We start from the raw sequence: 16,931 nt of genomic DNA on the forward strand, positions 1-16,931 counted from the left end.
TTTTTACCTGTAGTTTAAAGTGCCAAAAGTAGTTTATATTTTCTTTTTATTTATTTATGAAATAAAATTTAGAACAATTGTTGTTAAAAAGAACTATAAAAAACACTTTTAAAACTGTAAAAAAACCATCTGTGTTTATTAAACAAATATTTTTGAAGCACTTAAATCATTTTTAATTGTTTACCTGTTAAAATTCCATTTTGTCGCTGTTTAGTGATTGTATATATAAATATAGACTCAAAGAAACATTTTCATTACTTAAAGAGACTATTTTTTTCTATTCTAAGCCTAATTTAGCTATAAGTTAAATAACCTTTTAATAAATAGAGATACAGATAATAGTCTTATGAAATACATATCAATTTTAGCTTCACTAATTATAATATTAAGTGTTACAGGCTGTAAATCAAAAGTTGTAACTAAAAAACCGAATGTTATATTAATTTATGCAGATGATTTAGGTAGAGGATTACTTGGTACTTATGGGCAAGAAATAATTAAAACACCACATATAGATAAATTGGCTAATGAAGGTATAAGTTTTAAAAATGCTTATGGCTGTCATTATTGCGCACCAGCAAGAGCAAGTCTTTTAACCGGTATGCACGATGTTCGTCCAGGACAATGGAATATTACCAAAGGAGGTATTTACGAAAACCTTGATAATGGTATGACATTTCAAGAAATAAAAGATTCGATTCATAAAATAGCACAACCAGCAAAAAAAGATGAAATATTTTTGGCGCAAGTTGCTAAAAAAGCTGGTTACACAACTGCCGAATTTGGAAAACTAGAATGGGGTTTTGCAACAACACCAGAAAGACTTGAGCGTCACGGTTGGGATTATCATTTCGGTTATTATGATCATCAACGTTGTCACGGATTTTACCCACCATTTTTATTCGAAAATGGTGAAAAAATTGATATTCCTGGAAATACACATTCAAATTGTGGAAAAACAAATAATGTAGAATCTGAAGAAGGATATAAAGATAGATGGGATATGACAGGTAAATCTTTTTATTCAGAAGATATTATTATGGAAAAATTGTTGGGTTATATAGATAATTATAGCGTAACAAAAGAAGATAAGCCGTTTTTTATGTTTTTTCCATCTCAATTACCTCATGGCCCAATTGCAATTCCTGAAGTTCATAAAGATTTTAAATATGATGAACGCTTAACAGAATTTGAAAAAGAATATGCTTCAATGGTAAAAATGTTAGATACGGATGTAGGTAGAATTGTAGCAAAATTAGATTCTTTAAAACTATTAGAAAATACCATTATTGTTTTTGCTTCAGATAATGGGCACGAGGTTTATACGCAGCAAGTAGATAGAACTAATAAAGATGTGGATTTAACTTCAAACAAAAAATACGACAATATTAAAACAAGATTTTTAAGTAATTTAAGTAACGATGTTTTTGATGGAAACAACGGAATGTCTGGATTAAAGCGTTCGAATTGGGAAGGAGGAACACGAGTTCCGTTAATTTGGTATTGGAAAGGAAAAATACAAAAAGGAGTGGTTTCAGAACAGCGTGTAGCTAATTACGATTTTTTAAATACGTTGGCAGAAATTGTAGGAGAAGAAGAATTAAAAGAAAAAGATGGAATTTCTTATGCAAAAACGTTGTTTGGAGAAAAAAGCGATGTACAACCATATATTGTTACAAATTCAAAAATTGGACCAGCATTGGTTACACAAGATGGTTGGAAACTACGATATAACCTTAAAAAAGATGTATTTCAATTGTACTTTCTTCCAGATGATTATAAAGAATTAAATGAATTATCTGTTGGTAATTTAGATAAAGTAAAAGATTTAAAAGCAAAATTATTAATGGAATCGGGAGGTTCTTGGCATAAATAAAATAATAAAAATGAAAAAAATAATAGCAGCAATAGCAATTGCCTTGTTTCTAACTACTGGTGTAAGTGCACAAATTCAATACCGACCACTTCCTGCAGAATGGGAGAATTTGATTCCTGGAGGGAATTTTATGGACAGAATTTTACCAATGCCAAATGGTAAATTATCAAAAAATGTTTGGGGAGATAAAGGTGTTATTCCTCGTTTTGTTGATAATGGAGTTGAAGATGATACAATTTCTTGGTGGGGAGGAAATATTATAAAAGAATCTGAAAATAAATATCATTTTTTCCTTTGTGGTTGGGACGAAGATAACCCTGGAGGTCATATGGGATATAAGGATTATTCTATGATGTATCACGCAGTAAGTGATAATTCAATAGGGCCTTTTAAAGTAATAAAAGGACTTGGAGGAGGGCATAATACTGAAATACTACAATTAAAAAATGGAAAGTATATAATTTATCACGTTACAGGTCATGAAGTTGAAAAACATTGTAATTATTTAATTTCAGATAGTTTAAATGGTCCTTGGGAAAAGCACACTTTTACAATGGATAATAGAGATCGAGAGCTACGTTTAGGAGGTGGAAATTGGTTTCATAATTTAAGCTTTACAAAGCGTGAAGATGGTTCTGTATTAATGTTAAGTCGTCAAGGTTCAATTTGGGTAAGTAAAACAGGAACAAGTCCTTATGAATTAATAACTACAAAATGTATTTATCCAATGGTCGCAGGAAAATATGAAGACCCTGTTATTTGGAAAGATCATATTCAATACAATGCAATTGTAAACGATTGGATTGGTAGAACAGCATTTTATTTACGCTCAAAAGATGGAATTAATTGGATAATAGAAGATGGTAGAGCTTATGCAACAGGTGTTGCCGTTCATAAAGATGGCACCAAAGAAGATTGGTATAAATACGAACGCATTAGAATTCTTCAAGATGGATATGGTAGAGCAATACAAGCCAACTTTGCTGTAATTGATGCGAACAAACATGAAGATTTACCTAACGACAATCATAGTTCTAAAAATATTGGCTTACCATTAAATCCAGGTATGTTAATTACCATAGAAAATAAATTACCATTTAATGTAAAAACAAAAGAAATTAAAGTAAGAATTAAAGGTGAAGAAAATTTTAATCCTATTACTGAAATTGATGTTGAAACTCTTCGTTTTGGAGCTTCTTCTGAAGTAAATTATGGAAGAGGAGCAATAGTTAAAAAAGTTGTACCTGAAGGAAACGATCTTATTGTAATATTCGAAGCGAAAAATCATTGTATAGATGAAGATGAATTTGCTCCAAAAATGTTAGGTAAAAACAAAAAAGGAGAAATGATTTTTGGATATGCACGTTTACCTTGGGTTAATTTTATTGAACCAATCTTATCTGCAAGAAAACCTTTATTTAAAAATGAACAGTTAACAGTTGTTGTTGAAAATCACGGGCAAATAGCATCTAAACAAACTTTTTTAACGGTGTATGGTTACGGAGAAAATGGAGTAGAGGAAGCTTGGGGCGAAGTAAAAGTGCCAGCTTTAAAAGCTTATGGAAAAGAAGAATTAGAAATAAAGTTAGATAAAAATTTAGCGAAAGGTAAAGAATACCCAGTAGTAGTAAAAATAATGTCTAGAACTGTAAAGCCTATTTTATTTAATATCACAATTATTAAAAAATAACAAAATTGAATATGATGAAAATTAGTTTTAAAAATATAATTCTTTTTACAACAGTTTTAATATTTGGGTTTGCAGGTAATTCACAATCTTTAAAAAATTCTAAGCCAAATATTATTTTGGTTATGACAGATGATCAAGGTTTGGTGTTAGGTTCTTTAGGACATCCAGTTGTGAAAACTCCATTTTTAGATAAGTTTGCTGAGAAATCTGTACGTTTTACAAACTTTTATATGAGTCCTAATTGTGCGCCTTCAAGAGCGGCTTTAATGAGTGGTGCTCATGAGTTTAGAGCTGCAGTTACAGCAACTCATAATGAGTGTGAACGAATGGCTTTAGATATTACAACGTTTCCAGAGTTATTGCAACAACAAGGCTATGAAACGGGATTATTTGGTAAATGGCATTTAGGAGATTTAAATGAATATTTACCGCAAAATAGAGGTTTTTCAGAAGTGCTAATGCACGGTGCAGGAGGAATTGGTCAAAGAGAAAAAGGAAAAAAAATAACAAGTTATGCCGATTTTCCACCTAATCAAGGTGAGAAAAAAAATGCCAAATATTTTAACCCAGTTTTATTACACAATAATACAATTGTGCAAACTAAGGGATATTGTACAGATATATTTTTTAATGCTGGGTTGGCTTGGATAAAAGAGCAAAAGGAAAAGAAAAAACCATTTTTCGCCTACATTTCTACCAACGCGCCACATTCACCCTTAATTGCTCCAAAAGAAAATTTGGATAGAATGTTAAAACGTGGAATGAAAAAAGCCGAACCAAGGTTAGCAATGATTGAAAATATTGATGACAATTTTGGTGTTATGATGGAAAAATTGGAAAGATGGGATATGTTAGATAATACCATAATAATTTTCACCTCAGATAATGGAGCGCCAGGTTCAGATCCTAATTTTATTCAAGGTCATAAAACTGGTAAAGGAACTCCGTTTGAGGGTGGTGTTCATGTGCCTGCATTTTGGTATTGGAAAGGTAAAATAAAAGAAAATGTAAGCGTAGATGTTCTAACAGCTCATATAGATTTGTATAAAACTTTTTGTGAATTAACTGGAGCAGATAATTCTAAAGTAAAACAAAAATTAGAAGGTAGAAGTTTATTACCATTACTTGAAAATGCTAACTCAGAATGGAAACCAAGAATAATTCAAACTCAAAGAGGAAATATAGCTAAAAACCCAAAAGATTCGTCTAATAAAATGTGGTCGGTAAGAACTGATCGTTGGAGACTTGTTGGAAAAGAATTATATGATCTTAAAAATGATCCTTATGAGCAAAATGATGTAGCAAAAGAATACCCATTTGTAGTAAGTGAGTTAGCAAAGTCTCATTTTGAATGGTATGAAACTATGATTCCTTATATGATTAACCAAAATAATGTTTGGACAGATCCTTTGGCTCCATTAGAAAAATTATACTACGATCAAAAGGCTAAAAAAGGAATTCCAAATTGGCAACCAGCAAATACTGATGAGAAAGATATATTGAAAGATGGCCTTTCTGATTGGAAAAGAAATACACTAGATTAAATAAATGTATTTGTGTTTTAACTTAAAGAAACATGTAACATATTCATAAAGACAACGAAATGTTTAAGTATAAATAATTTCAAAGCGTTATTATAGAACATCTTCTATTTAACAAAAAATGATAATTCAAATTAAAAAAAATAGATAATGATTAGAAAATTATTTGGAATGTTGGTATTGTGTTTAGCTTTTTCAACAGTAAATGCACAATATAAAGAAGTAATGAACCCTAAAGGGTTTACGGTAAACCTTAAAAAAGATTATGGCTTAAAAGATGACAATGCTAAAAATAATCAAAGCTATAAATTAAGAAAAGCAATTGGTGAGGTTAATGCAAAAGGAGGAGGAAACATTGTAATTCCAAAAGGAGTTTATAGTTTGTCTTCAATTTATTTAAAATCTAATGTGCATATTTTAATTGAAGCAGGAACGGTTATTAAACCAATGTTAGGCGAAGGTGTGGTTTTCAATTTATCTACAGATAAAAAAGATGAAAAGAAAAACCCTAAATTGTTTGTTGAAAATGTGAGTGTTAGAGGAAAAGGTGGAGCTTTTATTATAGATTATCATACAAGAAAATATAAAGATAGACAAAGAGCTATTATTGGTAAAATGGTGAAAAATTTTCTGATTCAAGATATGATTGTAAAAGATAATTATTCGGTTTTTTGTGGAATTACTTTAGCACCTTCAAACGAAAAAGTAAAAGATGTTTCAAATTGGGAAGTATCTCGTCCAACATTTGGAACTATTAAAAATATAACCCATTATAAAGCAAGTCCAGGTTATGGTTTGGTACAATGTCACGGAGCTCAAAATGTTCATTTCGAAAATTTATATGCTGAAGGTGGAGTTTCCTTTAGATTAGAAGTTGGTGCTAATAATAAAAATGTTGGAGTTTATGATTTAACAGCAAAAAACATTATTAATAAAAATGGTAGATGTGCAGTAATGTTAGGGCCACATTCAGCTAAAAATGGAATTATTAAAGTGGATGGTGTTAAGTCAATTAGTTCAACATTTGCAGTTACAGTTGGAGATGGTGGCGTAAAAAAAGATGCACCAGATCAAACACCAGGTTATTTTCATAAGGATTCTTCAATAGATAATATTGTAGCGATTTATGGTAAATCGGCTCAAGTAAAAGGACCTACGTTCTTAGAGTATCCAAAAGTGTCGGATTATTTTGAACATTTAAAAGTGTTTTCTGATGGTAAGTTTTATGAAGGCCCAGCAGTAACAGCTGTTCATTATGGACCAACAACTTATAACATAAAAATAGGGAAGAATATTAAGATGGAAGGATTTCCTCATATGAATGATAAACCAATTGTAACCAGAGCAGATAAAAGAAAAGAAAGTTGGGGAGCAGAGAAAAAATTTTGGAAAAAAGCACATCCAGGTGATGAATTTGTTTTAGATAAAGGAGTTGTTGTAAAAGATTATGCTGTTAAAGCATATTTCTAAAAATAATGAAGAATAACAATTATGAGGTTAATTCAAAATATGAATAAACGTGTTTTAAAGGTTGTTCAAAGAAATTGAGGGGCTTTTACGTTAGATTAACGTCAGAAGATAATCAAGGTGCAATTATTGTGAAAATGTGTAAGATTCTTCTTGTTTAAGAAATGATAATGAAAGATAACTACTCTATTTTTATGGAATTACATTGCACCTTCAGATGAAAAAGTTGAAGATGAATTGATTTAGAAACCAATAAATCAATTGTAAAAAAAAGCAGGGTTGTTATCTCTAATTAATTATTAAAAGAAATTTTCTATTTACCGATACAAAAATTAGAAAATATATTACCAAGTAGATCTTCGGTAGTAACTTCACCAGTAATTTCACCTAAATGAAATAGTGCTTGTCTAATATCAATTGCAAACAAATCTGTACTAACATTTAAGTCTATACTTTTTTGAACTTCGTTAATTGAGTTATATGCATTGTTTAAAGATTCGAAGTGACGAGAGTTGCTTACGATTGTTTCGTTATTACTCAAAGCTCCTTTATTCGCTAAAGCTGTTAGTTTATTTGTAAGTTCAGAAATTCCTATTTTTTGCTTAGCTGAAAGAAAAATAAGATTTGAGATTTGAGATTTGAGATTTGAGATTTGAGAATCATTCAGTAAATCTATTTTATTTATAATAGTTAAAATATTTTTTGAAGGATACTTATCTTGTAATTCAGTAATATTGCTTTCAATATTTTTAATGTTTTTGCTATCAATTAAATGTAATACTAATTGTGCTTTTTCAATATTTTCATATGTTTTTTCAATACCAATATTTTCTACAAAATCTTTTGTATGTCTAATTCCTGCAGTGTCAATAAAACGGTAAGCAACACCGCTTATAATAATTTCATCTTCAATGGCATCTCTTGTAGTTCCTGCAATATGACTAACAATAGCTTTGTCTTCGTTTAATAATGTATTTAACAAAGTAGATTTGCCAACATTTGGTTCTCCAACAATGGCAATAGGAATTCCGTTTTTTAGCACATTACCCAATGCGAAAGAATCTATTAAACGTTTTAAAACTGCCTTAATTTTCGAAACTAAGTTGTTGAATTCAGTTCTATCTGCAAACTCTACATCTTCTTCGCTAAAATCTAACTCTAATTCAATTAAACTAGCAAAATTTAATAATTGCAAGCGTAGGTTTTCAATTTCATTACTAAAACCACCACGCATTTGTTGTAATGCCACTTGATGAGAAGCTGCAGAATTTGAAGCAATTAAATCGGCAACAGCTTCAGCCTGACTTAAATCCATTTTTCCATTTAAAAAAGCACGCAGTGTAAATTCTCCAGCATCGGCATTTCTAGCACCATTTTTTAAGAAAAGTTGTATAATTTCTTGTTGAATATAAACAGAACCATGACAATTAATTTCAACCACATTTTCTCCTGTATATGAATTCGGATTTTTAAAAACAGACACTAAAACTTCATCTATAATACGATCATTTTCAACAATGTTACCTAAATGAATAGTGTGAGATTTTACAGTTGTTAAATCTTTATTTCCAAATTTAGAGTTGAAATGAGTGTTTACAATGTCAATAGATTTTTCACCTGAAAGTCTTATAACTGCAATTGCACCAACGCCGGCAGAAGTGGCTAAAGCAATAATAGTATCATTTTTAATTGAATTCATTGTGCAAAAGTAGTAAGAAATAATGTATTATACGTCATTCCGTATTTGATACGAAATCTGTGGATTGGAAGTGTAGATTCCCATCTTCACGTGAATGACACCCCTATACGTCATTGCGAACCTTTCGACTATCGCTCAAGATAGGCTAAAGTGAAGCAATCTTTAAAGTCGAATAATTGAAAATAGCAGTATAATTTGTAGAGACATAGCATATTAGTTAATAACTATTGTCACTGTGTATGCAAGAACCCATTATCTGGTAGCTTTAACTAAATATTATGAATTCACATTAAATTTTATGAACAGTTAATTTAAATATTGTAAGTTTTAGTATATTTGACCATCGTTTAGCTGGAACTAATCGAGGTTTTTAGAAAACCATAACTCAATAATTACAGGGTGCTAGCCAAGTTTTATTGAGTTTTTTTATGCTATTCTTTCTGTTTTGCAAATTATTTGTTGTTAAGTGAGTTAAAATAGTATATATGATGTGTGGTTTTAAAAGGGTACTTAGCTATCAATTAAGCATTTAATAGATTTTTTAATCTATGATATTGAGAATTTTTAAAAGACTAAAGAAATAGTAGAAAACTAATAAGGGAATTTGTTAAACTGCTAAGCAAATTTTAAAAACTCCTTAGAAGTTTTGATGATTTGCTATTATGAATATTGAATAAAAAAACCTCAGTCGCTGGAACAACCGAGGTTTTTAGAAAACTTAAAATCAATAATTACAGGGTGCTAGTCGAAATTAATTTATAGTCTAAATTTTTAAGCATCTTTCTTAAACGCTTAGCAGGTCTAAAGTTTACGTGTGCAGAAGTAACTGTATTTGCAGAAACCTCTTCTTCTAAAGTTTGACCTTCTGAGCGTACACCAATTTGAAAATTTCCTAAATCTCCAAACTGAACTACTTTACCTTGTTCTAGTTCGTCCATCATATTAAACTCTAATGCACGTAATACAGCTAGACAATCTGGTACTCTAACAGTACATTGGTTAGATACTAAATACGCCAAACGTTCAAAGTCTACAATTCCCTGTGAAATTGCATGTGCGTAAAATTTGGAGGCCACAGTCCCGTCTTGTGGATTTTTTCTCGGGATAGCTTTAATTGAAAGCATAAAATATAAATTTAACCTGTTTCTTCATTGAAACATTAATGCTAATTTAGAGATAATTGTTAGTTTTTATAAATCAACTTTTTAACATTAATTGTGAGAAATAAATTTCATTTTCCTATTGCTTTTCTAATTAAAAATACAAGTAACGTTTTTTTATGAGAAAATAAATTTTTTAATTTATTTTGATGTTGATTGTGAGTGATTTACTTTTTTAAAAATGTTAATAACTTTGTGTTTTTTGATACAAACATTTTATCAACATAGTTTTGTTAAAAAATAATTTTAGAAGCAAATAATGTAACATTTTGGCATCTAAATTTATGTGAAGAATCTGAGTTAAAAATGATGATGCGATGCTGAAACAAGTTCAGCATGACGAAGCTTGATATTTATTTCCTTCATTCGATACTTGATTTGATTCTTTTAAGGAAGATACAGATTTCCGTTTTCTCGTGAATGACACTCCTAATACGTCATTGCGAACCTTTCGACTGTTGCTAAAGACAGGCTAAAGTGAAGCAATCTTATGGTCTAGAAACAGGTTTCTTCGTTGCTATCGCTTCCCGTAATGCCAAGAGAAATATTATTTTTTTTAAATTAATAATTAAAACAACTACTAAATGTTTTATATAAAAGCATAAGAGATTAATTCCAAAAGGTAAAGATGTAAGCATAAAAGCATATATAGTTCTTTTGAAAAACATTTTTATTATTGTTTTCAATAAGGTATATTTGCTTTAATTAACCCTAAGAAGCTAAACCCTACCAGGCTTTTGAATATGAATATGGAAGAAAATTCTACAGCAAAAGAGCGTTGGTTGTTTGAAATTACCCCAAAAAACAAACTAATTAGCTTAAATTTAAAAGAAGTATGGCAATATAAAGATTTGCTTATGCTTTTTGTAAAACGTGATGTAATTACGGTTTATAAGCAAACTATATTAGGTCCACTTTGGTATTTAATTCAGCCACTGTTTACTTCAATAATTTTTACCATTATTTTTAACAATGTTGCAGGAATAAAAACAGGAGGAATTCCTCCATTTTTATTCAATTTAGCAGGAGTTACAAGTTGGAATTATTTTAGAGAATGTTTAACTGCAACATCTGATACCTTTAAGAAAAATGCAGGTTTGTTTGGAAAAGTATATTTTCCTCGTATCATTATGCCTATGAGTATTGTAGTTTCAAACTTGTTAAAATTTGGAATTCAATTGGCTGTTTTTATAGGGTTTTATGTGTTTTTTATTTTCAATGGAAATGAAATAAGCCCTAGTCCTTATGTGTTTTTATATCCTTTGTTAATTGTAATTATGGCTATGTTCAGTTTAGGACTAGGTATGATTATTTCATCAATGGTTACAAAATATAGAGATTTAACTTTTTTAGTAAGTTTTGGTGTACAGTTATTGATGTATGTATCAGCAGTAATGTATCCAATGTCTTTAGTTAAAGAAAAATTATCAACGTACTCTTGGATAGTCGATTATAACCCAATGGCACATATAATTGAAACCTCGAGATATTTATTGTTAAATGATGGTATTCTAAATATGAACGGGATCATATATTCAGTTGTAATTACGATAGTAATATTTTTAACAGGATTGATTATCTTTAACAAAACTGAAAAAAGTTTTATTGATACGGTTTAAACAATTGATAATTGACAATGAATAATTAATAATGAATAATTAATAATGAAAACTGTCATTGCGAGGAGTTTGCGACGTAGCAATCTGTAGGTTAATTATTCGTTAGAAGTTAGAAGATAAAAACTGAAAAAGAAAAATAAGCTATGAATCATAAAGAGTTAGATGTTTGGAAGAAAAGTATGGATTTGGTTGAAATAATTTATGTTTTAACTAAAAGTTTTCCAGATGATGAAAAATTTGGATTGATATCTCAAATGAGAAGATGTGTAGTTTCCATACCATCAAATATTGCTGAAGGAGCAGGTAGAAAAGGTAATAAAGAATTTATACAGTTTCTACACATTGCTTTAGGTTCATTAGCAGAATTAGAAACACAGTATTTGATTGCTGATAGATTAAAATATATTAAAATGAATGAAGAGGTAATTACTAAATTGAATGATGTTAAAAGGTTATTGTTAGGATTTAGAAATTATTTGATGAAAAGTGAAAAGTGAGAGGTTAAAAGTTAGAAGACGTTTCACGTCTCACTAAAACACGTCTCACTAATAACAAGAGAATGAAATGAGCGAAGTAATATTAAAAATAGAAAACCTAAGTAAACAATACCGCCTTGGTACAGTTGGTACCGGAACTATAAGTCACGATTTAAATAGGTGGTGGCATAAAGTTCGAGGTAAAGAAGATCCGTATTTAAAAATTGGAGAAACCAATGATAGGTCTACTAAAGGTTCGTCAGATTACGTTTGGGCTTTAAAAGATATCAATCTTGAGGTAAAAAAGGGGGAGGTTTTAGGGATTATTGGAAAAAATGGAGCAGGTAAATCAACGTTACTAAAAATATTATCTAAAGTAACAGGACCAACTACTGGAAGTATAAAATCTAAAGGAAGAATTGCTTCTTTATTAGAAGTTGGTACAGGTTTTCACCCCGAATTGACTGGTAGAGAAAATATCTTTTTAAACGGAGCTATTTTAGGAATGACTAAAAAAGAAATAACTTCTAAAATAGATGAAATTATAGGTTTTGCTGGTGTTGAACGCTATATTGATACGCCTACTAAACGTTATTCAAGTGGTATGACAGTTCGCCTTGCTTTTGCTGTTGCAGCACATTTAGAACCAGAAATTTTAGTTGTTGATGAAGTATTGGCAGTTGGAGATGCAGAGTTTCAGAAAAAAGCTATTGGTAAAATGCAAGATATTTCTAAAGGTGAAGGAAGAACGGTGTTATTTGTGAGTCATAATATGGCGGCTGTACAAAGTTTATGTAGTAGAGTTGTGGTTTTAGATAACGGAAAACTAGTTTATGAAGGAGAAGTTGCAGAAAGTGTAGAGTATTATAGTGCGATATGTAGAGAGAGATTGAAAAAGGAATATGTGATTCATAATAATGTTTTAGGTAAAGTGAAATTGAGCAATTTAAAAGTTTTAAACACTGATAATTCTCTTCTTAAAAATGGTGAATCATTGATGTTAGGAGATACTTTTAAGATTGAATTTAATGTGAAAATATTTGAAGATATCAAAGACCTTTCTTTTGCACTTGATATTTTTAATGATAAGCAAGAATTAATATCACATTTAATAAATGAAGATAGTGGTTTGTATATTCCAACAGCTATTAATAATTCAGTATTAAAAATTTCAATTGAATCAAAAGAGTTGTTGTTTATACCTGGTGTTTACAATATTAATTTGTGGGTAGGTCAATCTCAAACAGAAGCACTTTATACTATTAAAAATTGTTTCACTTTTAGTTTAGAACAAGGAGGTTATACTAAGCGTACAAAGCGTTTACCTAAGCATTCTAAAGTTTATTTACATTCAGTATGGGAATCAAAGGTTGTTTAATAAAAACATTAGATATATTTATTTCATATTTATATAAAGTATTTAAGACTATTTTTAGAAAGAATATTAGAGAAGATATCTTAAATTTAAGTACAATTCGTATAATTAATACTTCTCAAACTCTTGATGTTATTGAAAATAGTATAGTTAATAAGCAAAAAGGGGTGTATATGAGATTTGGTGATGGAGATGTGCTTTTGATGAATCTGAAAAGTGATGCTCGTCAAGCCTCAAATATATTTTTAGCAGAAGAAATGAAAGAGGCTTTTGAATGTAAGGGGGGAAATGTACATAAATGTTTAGCAATACACTCTGAAAAATATGGATATGAGGAAGGAATGTGCATCGGAAACCATTTGGTAACAGATAAAGATGCTCAAGATTTATTAATGAGTACATTTCAGTTTTTTATAGGAGAAAATATTTTTAGTCCAATCGCTTTACACTTTAAAGCATCACATGATATAATTAGAGCTAAAAGTTTTCTGAAAGTATTAAAAAATAATACTAGGATATTTATTGGGAATGAACTTTTTAAAGAGGAAGTTTCAAATAGATTATTTGGAGAAATTAAGCATATTAAAACTCCAGAAAAGAATGCTTATAATGAAATTGAAAGAATATATTCTGAAGCAAAAAACGAATTATTGAAAATAGATTCTTTTTGTGTTGTTGTTGTTGCAATGGGGTGTTCTGGAAGACCTTTAATGAAAAGATTGTACAATGAAAATTATAATGTTTATTTATTTGATTTTGGAAGTTTATTAGATGGATTTAATAATAGTATGACTAGGACTTGGTTAAAAATTAACAAAATAAACTATAAATATTTATTAAAAGATTTATAAATTAGGAAAGTAGAGATGTGTTTCAAACATATAATAATTACACGATTTAATTTAACAGGAGCTTGGTTAAATGATAAAAATGGAAAGAAAGTTTTAGGTTTAGATTGGTTGGAAGATAGATACGAATTGTTTTTAGATTATTGTTTTCCATCAATAAAAAATCAATCTTGTCAAAATTTTGAATGGTGGGTTTATTTTGATGAAAATACACCAAAAAAATATAAAAGGATAAATTGTGAACTTTCGAATCAATATGAAAATTTTAAACCCAAATATGAAGCCTCATATGAAAGCTTTCAAATGAATATGCCTATTGAGATTACAGAATTATTAAGAACTTTAGACGAAGATATATTAGTGACTACTAGGATTGATAATGATGATATGTTTACAGATAATACAATAGAATTAATTCAAAGAAATGTGAATTTAACAAATTGTGGTAGTATAATAGAGTTCCCTTTTGGCTATATTCTTGAAAAGGGTAAAATATGTAGTTTTAGAAAAATTAATAGCGAATTGAATGCATTTATTAGTTATATAGAAAAAATAAAACCAAATAAAAATGTAGATACTATATATTATATGGAACATAAAAGGTGGAGAGATAAAAATAGAATAAAAATTGCCCAAAAGGAGCAATGGATTCAAATTGTACATAACTCAAATGTTTTAAATAGAGCAACCGGACAGTTTGTATCATTTAAAGAAGTTAATAAATTTACTTCTGTTTTATTTGATAATTTAAAATTTGAGAATGATGTAATTCTTTTTTTTAAGAAAATTAAATATGGTTTGGGGGTGAAAAAGTATAGAGTACTTAAGAAAATTAGAATGTTGAGAGCTGCTAAATGAGATATTAAAATATTTTTATATGAATATTAATAGTAATGTTTTTATCGTAATAGCGACATATAATAGCATTCAGTGGATAGAGCAATGTTTAAATTCTATTCCAAAAGATTGTAATACAGTTATAATTGATAATAATTCATCCGATAATACAGTTTCATTTATTAAAGAAAAATTTCCAAAAAGCTACTTGATTGAAGAGAAGGAAAACTTAGGTTTTGGAAAAGCAAATAATATTGGAATTAGCTATGCTTTAAATCGAGGAGCAGAATATATATTCTTATTAAATCAAGATGCTTATTTAGAACAAGATACCATTTCAAAATTAATTCAAGCATCTAAAGAAAATCCAAATTATGGCATTTTAAGTCCAATTCATTTAAACGGTAACGGGTCTAAATTAGATTCAAATTTTGCTGTTTATATTCAGCAAAATCGAGAGCTTCAATTTGATTCATTAAAAGGTAATATTGAGAATAAGCCTTATAATGTATCTTTTGTAAATGCTGCTAGTTGGTTTATACCAAAAAACACATTCGAAAAAATTGGTGGATTTGATCCTATTTTTTATCACTATGGAGAAGATAATAACTTTTGTCAAAGAGTCATCTATCATAAGTTAAAGGTTGGTGTAGTGCCAGATGTATATATAAAGCACGACAGAGAAGACAGAGTAGCTAAAAAAGAACAATCATTTAAAGAAAAATTAGTTTTAAAAGAACGTTTTTATAAAAGTAAATGGGCGAACATAAATGTAAACTTAAAACCAAATAAAATAAAAAAGAAAAAACTAAAACAAATTATTAAAGATTTAATGTTGTTAAGAATTAAAAGTGCTTATAGTCAATTTAAAGAATACAGGATGACTCTTAGAATTTTGCCTGCAATTTATAAAAGTAGAAATTTAAATAAAATGAAAGGAAAGCATTATTTAAAATACTGAAGACTAAATTTATAAAAGTGTATACTTTTTTTTAAGGGTGTACCCCTTTTTAAATAGTAAATATTTAAAGGTAGTATCACACAAAGTTTGTAAATATTACAATATCGGGGGTTGAAATTCTTGTTTTTTTTCTGATTAATTTTATATTTTAGGAAAAAGAAGATCTATTAAATGACGAATTCTTAAAACAAACAATTCATATCTAACCCTGTTAACTGCAACTTAATAAACTTTCATAACCATTGTGACTTACTAAAAAAAATAAAAGAGTTTTTATAAATTACATAGTTTAATTAAAGGTTTTTTTAGTATATAAAAGTAAACAATTTTTTTGTGCTTTTAGAATAGATTTTTATTTTTAATTTCACTTAGAAACCTTTATTTTTACAGTAAACCTCAATATGATTTTTATGGAACAACCTTTAGTATCCATTATAATACCTTCCTATAATAGAGTACATTTAATTTCAGAAACCTTAGATTCTGTAATCTCACAAATCTATACCAATTGGGAGTGTATAGTTGTTGACGATGGTTCTACCGATAACACAGAAGCTTTGTTAAAAGAATATACTGCTAAAGATAATCGAATTCAGTTCTATATTCGTCCAAGTGATAGACCTAAAGGAGCCAATGCTTGTAGAAATTATGGGTTTGAATTAAGTAAAGGGAAATATGTGAATTGGTTAGATAGTGATGATATTTTTGACAATCATCATTTGAATTTTCATATATTAGAACATTTGGAAAAAAGTAATGTTGATATGAGTATTTCTAAATCTGGATTATTTAATAAAAAAATAGGAGATCTCAATGGATATTGGGCTAATATTAATCCAGAAGTAAATGATATTGATGAAATGATTTCAGGAAAAATTAGTTGGAGCACGTTAAGTGTTATGTGGAAAAGAAAAAGCTTACCGAATAGACCCTTTGTAGAATGTTTGCAATGTGCACAAGAATGGACATTTAACCTATCTATGTTAATAAATAAATTGAATTATGAGATTATTGATAATAAAACTGTTTATGTTAGAAGACATGAACAAAGAGTAGGGAAATCACAGAATCCTGAAAAGTTTTTTTCTGAAGTTAAATCTAGAGTTATCATTTTTGATAAACTAATTTCAGAAGGAATACTGACTAATGAAAATGAATATTTTTTAATAAAAAAAATATTCCAGGGAGTAAAGAAGACTGTTAGGAGTAAAGAAAAGAAGATTGTATTAAAAGAAATGAGAATTTTATTTAGTCTTTTTATGATCTCCAATTTTAAATTTGAAATATTAAGAATTTTATTTGTAGGTATTCCAATTTATTTATTCATTGGTAGAGGGGAATCCATATTTAAAATTTAGATTTATTAATTTTTTATTTAAACA

13 protein-coding genes are annotated in these 16,931 nt (G+C 28.8%); 11 read left to right on the forward strand and 2 right to left on the reverse strand.

What is annotated here, in order from left to right; translation table 11 throughout:
* Positions 1 to 346: 346 nt before the first annotated feature.
* The 4 genes from BLU40_RS06300 (at position 347) to BLU40_RS06315 (ending at position 6,577) form a co-directional block, all read left to right on the forward strand.
* Positions 347 to 1,876, forward strand: a complete 1,530-nt coding sequence (locus BLU40_RS06300) for a sulfatase-like hydrolase/transferase (RefSeq protein ID WP_090121247.1) — start codon at positions 347 to 349, stop codon at positions 1,874 to 1,876.
* 10 nt (positions 1,877 to 1,886) lie between these two features.
* Complete coding sequence (locus BLU40_RS06305) at positions 1,887 to 3,566, forward strand: glycoside hydrolase family protein (protein WP_090121250.1); 1,680 nt, start codon at positions 1,887 to 1,889, stop codon at positions 3,564 to 3,566.
* Positions 3,567 to 3,577: 11 nt separating this feature from the next.
* Positions 3,578 to 5,110, forward strand: coding sequence for an arylsulfatase (locus BLU40_RS06310; RefSeq protein ID WP_217633387.1), 1,533 nt, complete (start codon positions 3,578 to 3,580; stop codon positions 5,108 to 5,110).
* A gap of 147 nt (positions 5,111 to 5,257) precedes the next feature.
* Positions 5,258 to 6,577, forward strand: a complete 1,320-nt coding sequence (locus BLU40_RS06315) for a glycoside hydrolase family protein (RefSeq protein WP_090121252.1) — start codon at positions 5,258 to 5,260, stop codon at positions 6,575 to 6,577.
* 310 nt (positions 6,578 to 6,887) lie between these two features.
* Here the strand turns inward: BLU40_RS06315 and mnmE are convergent, their stop codons facing one another.
* Both mnmE and BLU40_RS06325 read right to left on the reverse strand, forming a co-directional pair.
* Positions 6,888 to 8,273, reverse strand: coding sequence for a tRNA uridine-5-carboxymethylaminomethyl(34) synthesis GTPase MnmE (gene mnmE / locus BLU40_RS06320; RefSeq protein ID WP_090121256.1), 1,386 nt, complete (start codon positions 8,271 to 8,273; stop codon positions 6,888 to 6,890).
* A gap of 731 nt (positions 8,274 to 9,004) precedes the next feature.
* The gene (locus tag BLU40_RS06325; RefSeq protein WP_090121259.1) at positions 9,005 to 9,397 is read right to left on the reverse strand and encodes an HU family DNA-binding protein; all 393 of its coding nucleotides are present in this window, start codon (positions 9,395 to 9,397) and stop codon (positions 9,005 to 9,007) included.
* A gap of 779 nt (positions 9,398 to 10,176) precedes the next feature.
* On the opposite strand from BLU40_RS06325, the gene BLU40_RS06330 reads away from it, so the two are divergent.
* The 7 genes from BLU40_RS06330 to BLU40_RS06360 all read left to right on the forward strand — a co-directional run bounded on the left by BLU40_RS06330 (position 10,177) and on the right by BLU40_RS06360 (position 16,907).
* Positions 10,177 to 11,052, forward strand: a complete 876-nt coding sequence (locus BLU40_RS06330; protein WP_090121262.1) for an ABC transporter permease — start codon at positions 10,177 to 10,179, stop codon at positions 11,050 to 11,052.
* A 143-nt stretch (positions 11,053 to 11,195) separates the two neighbouring features.
* Positions 11,196 to 11,549, forward strand: coding sequence for a four helix bundle protein (locus BLU40_RS06335; RefSeq protein WP_090121265.1), 354 nt, complete (start codon positions 11,196 to 11,198; stop codon positions 11,547 to 11,549).
* Between the two features lie 67 nt (positions 11,550 to 11,616).
* Positions 11,617 to 12,906, forward strand: coding sequence for an ABC transporter ATP-binding protein (locus tag BLU40_RS06340; RefSeq protein ID WP_090121268.1), 1,290 nt, complete (start codon positions 11,617 to 11,619; stop codon positions 12,904 to 12,906).
* Complete coding sequence (locus BLU40_RS06345; protein ID WP_090121271.1) at positions 12,885 to 13,754, forward strand: GT-D fold domain-containing glycosyltransferase; 870 nt, start codon at positions 12,885 to 12,887, stop codon at positions 13,752 to 13,754. Before BLU40_RS06340 ends, BLU40_RS06345 begins: the two co-directional genes overlap by 22 nt.
* A gap of 15 nt (positions 13,755 to 13,769) precedes the next feature.
* A complete protein-coding gene (locus BLU40_RS06350) occupies positions 13,770 to 14,609 on the forward strand; it encodes a glycosyltransferase (protein ID WP_090121274.1) in 840 nt (279 codons plus the stop codon).
* A gap of 19 nt (positions 14,610 to 14,628) precedes the next feature.
* Positions 14,629 to 15,549, forward strand: a complete 921-nt coding sequence (locus tag BLU40_RS06355) for a glycosyltransferase family 2 protein (RefSeq protein ID WP_090121278.1) — start codon at positions 14,629 to 14,631, stop codon at positions 15,547 to 15,549.
* Between the two features lie 410 nt (positions 15,550 to 15,959).
* Positions 15,960 to 16,907 carry a glycosyltransferase family 2 protein gene (locus BLU40_RS06360; RefSeq protein ID WP_175454755.1) on the forward strand — a complete coding sequence of 316 codons (948 nt, stop codon included), beginning with the start codon at positions 15,960 to 15,962 and terminating at the stop codon, positions 16,905 to 16,907.
* The last annotated feature ends 24 nt before the right edge of the window (positions 16,908 to 16,931 follow it).

It is taken from the genome of Lutibacter oricola (assembly GCF_900106565.1).
GTDB lineage: Bacteria > Bacteroidota > Bacteroidia > Flavobacteriales > Flavobacteriaceae > Lutibacter > Lutibacter oricola.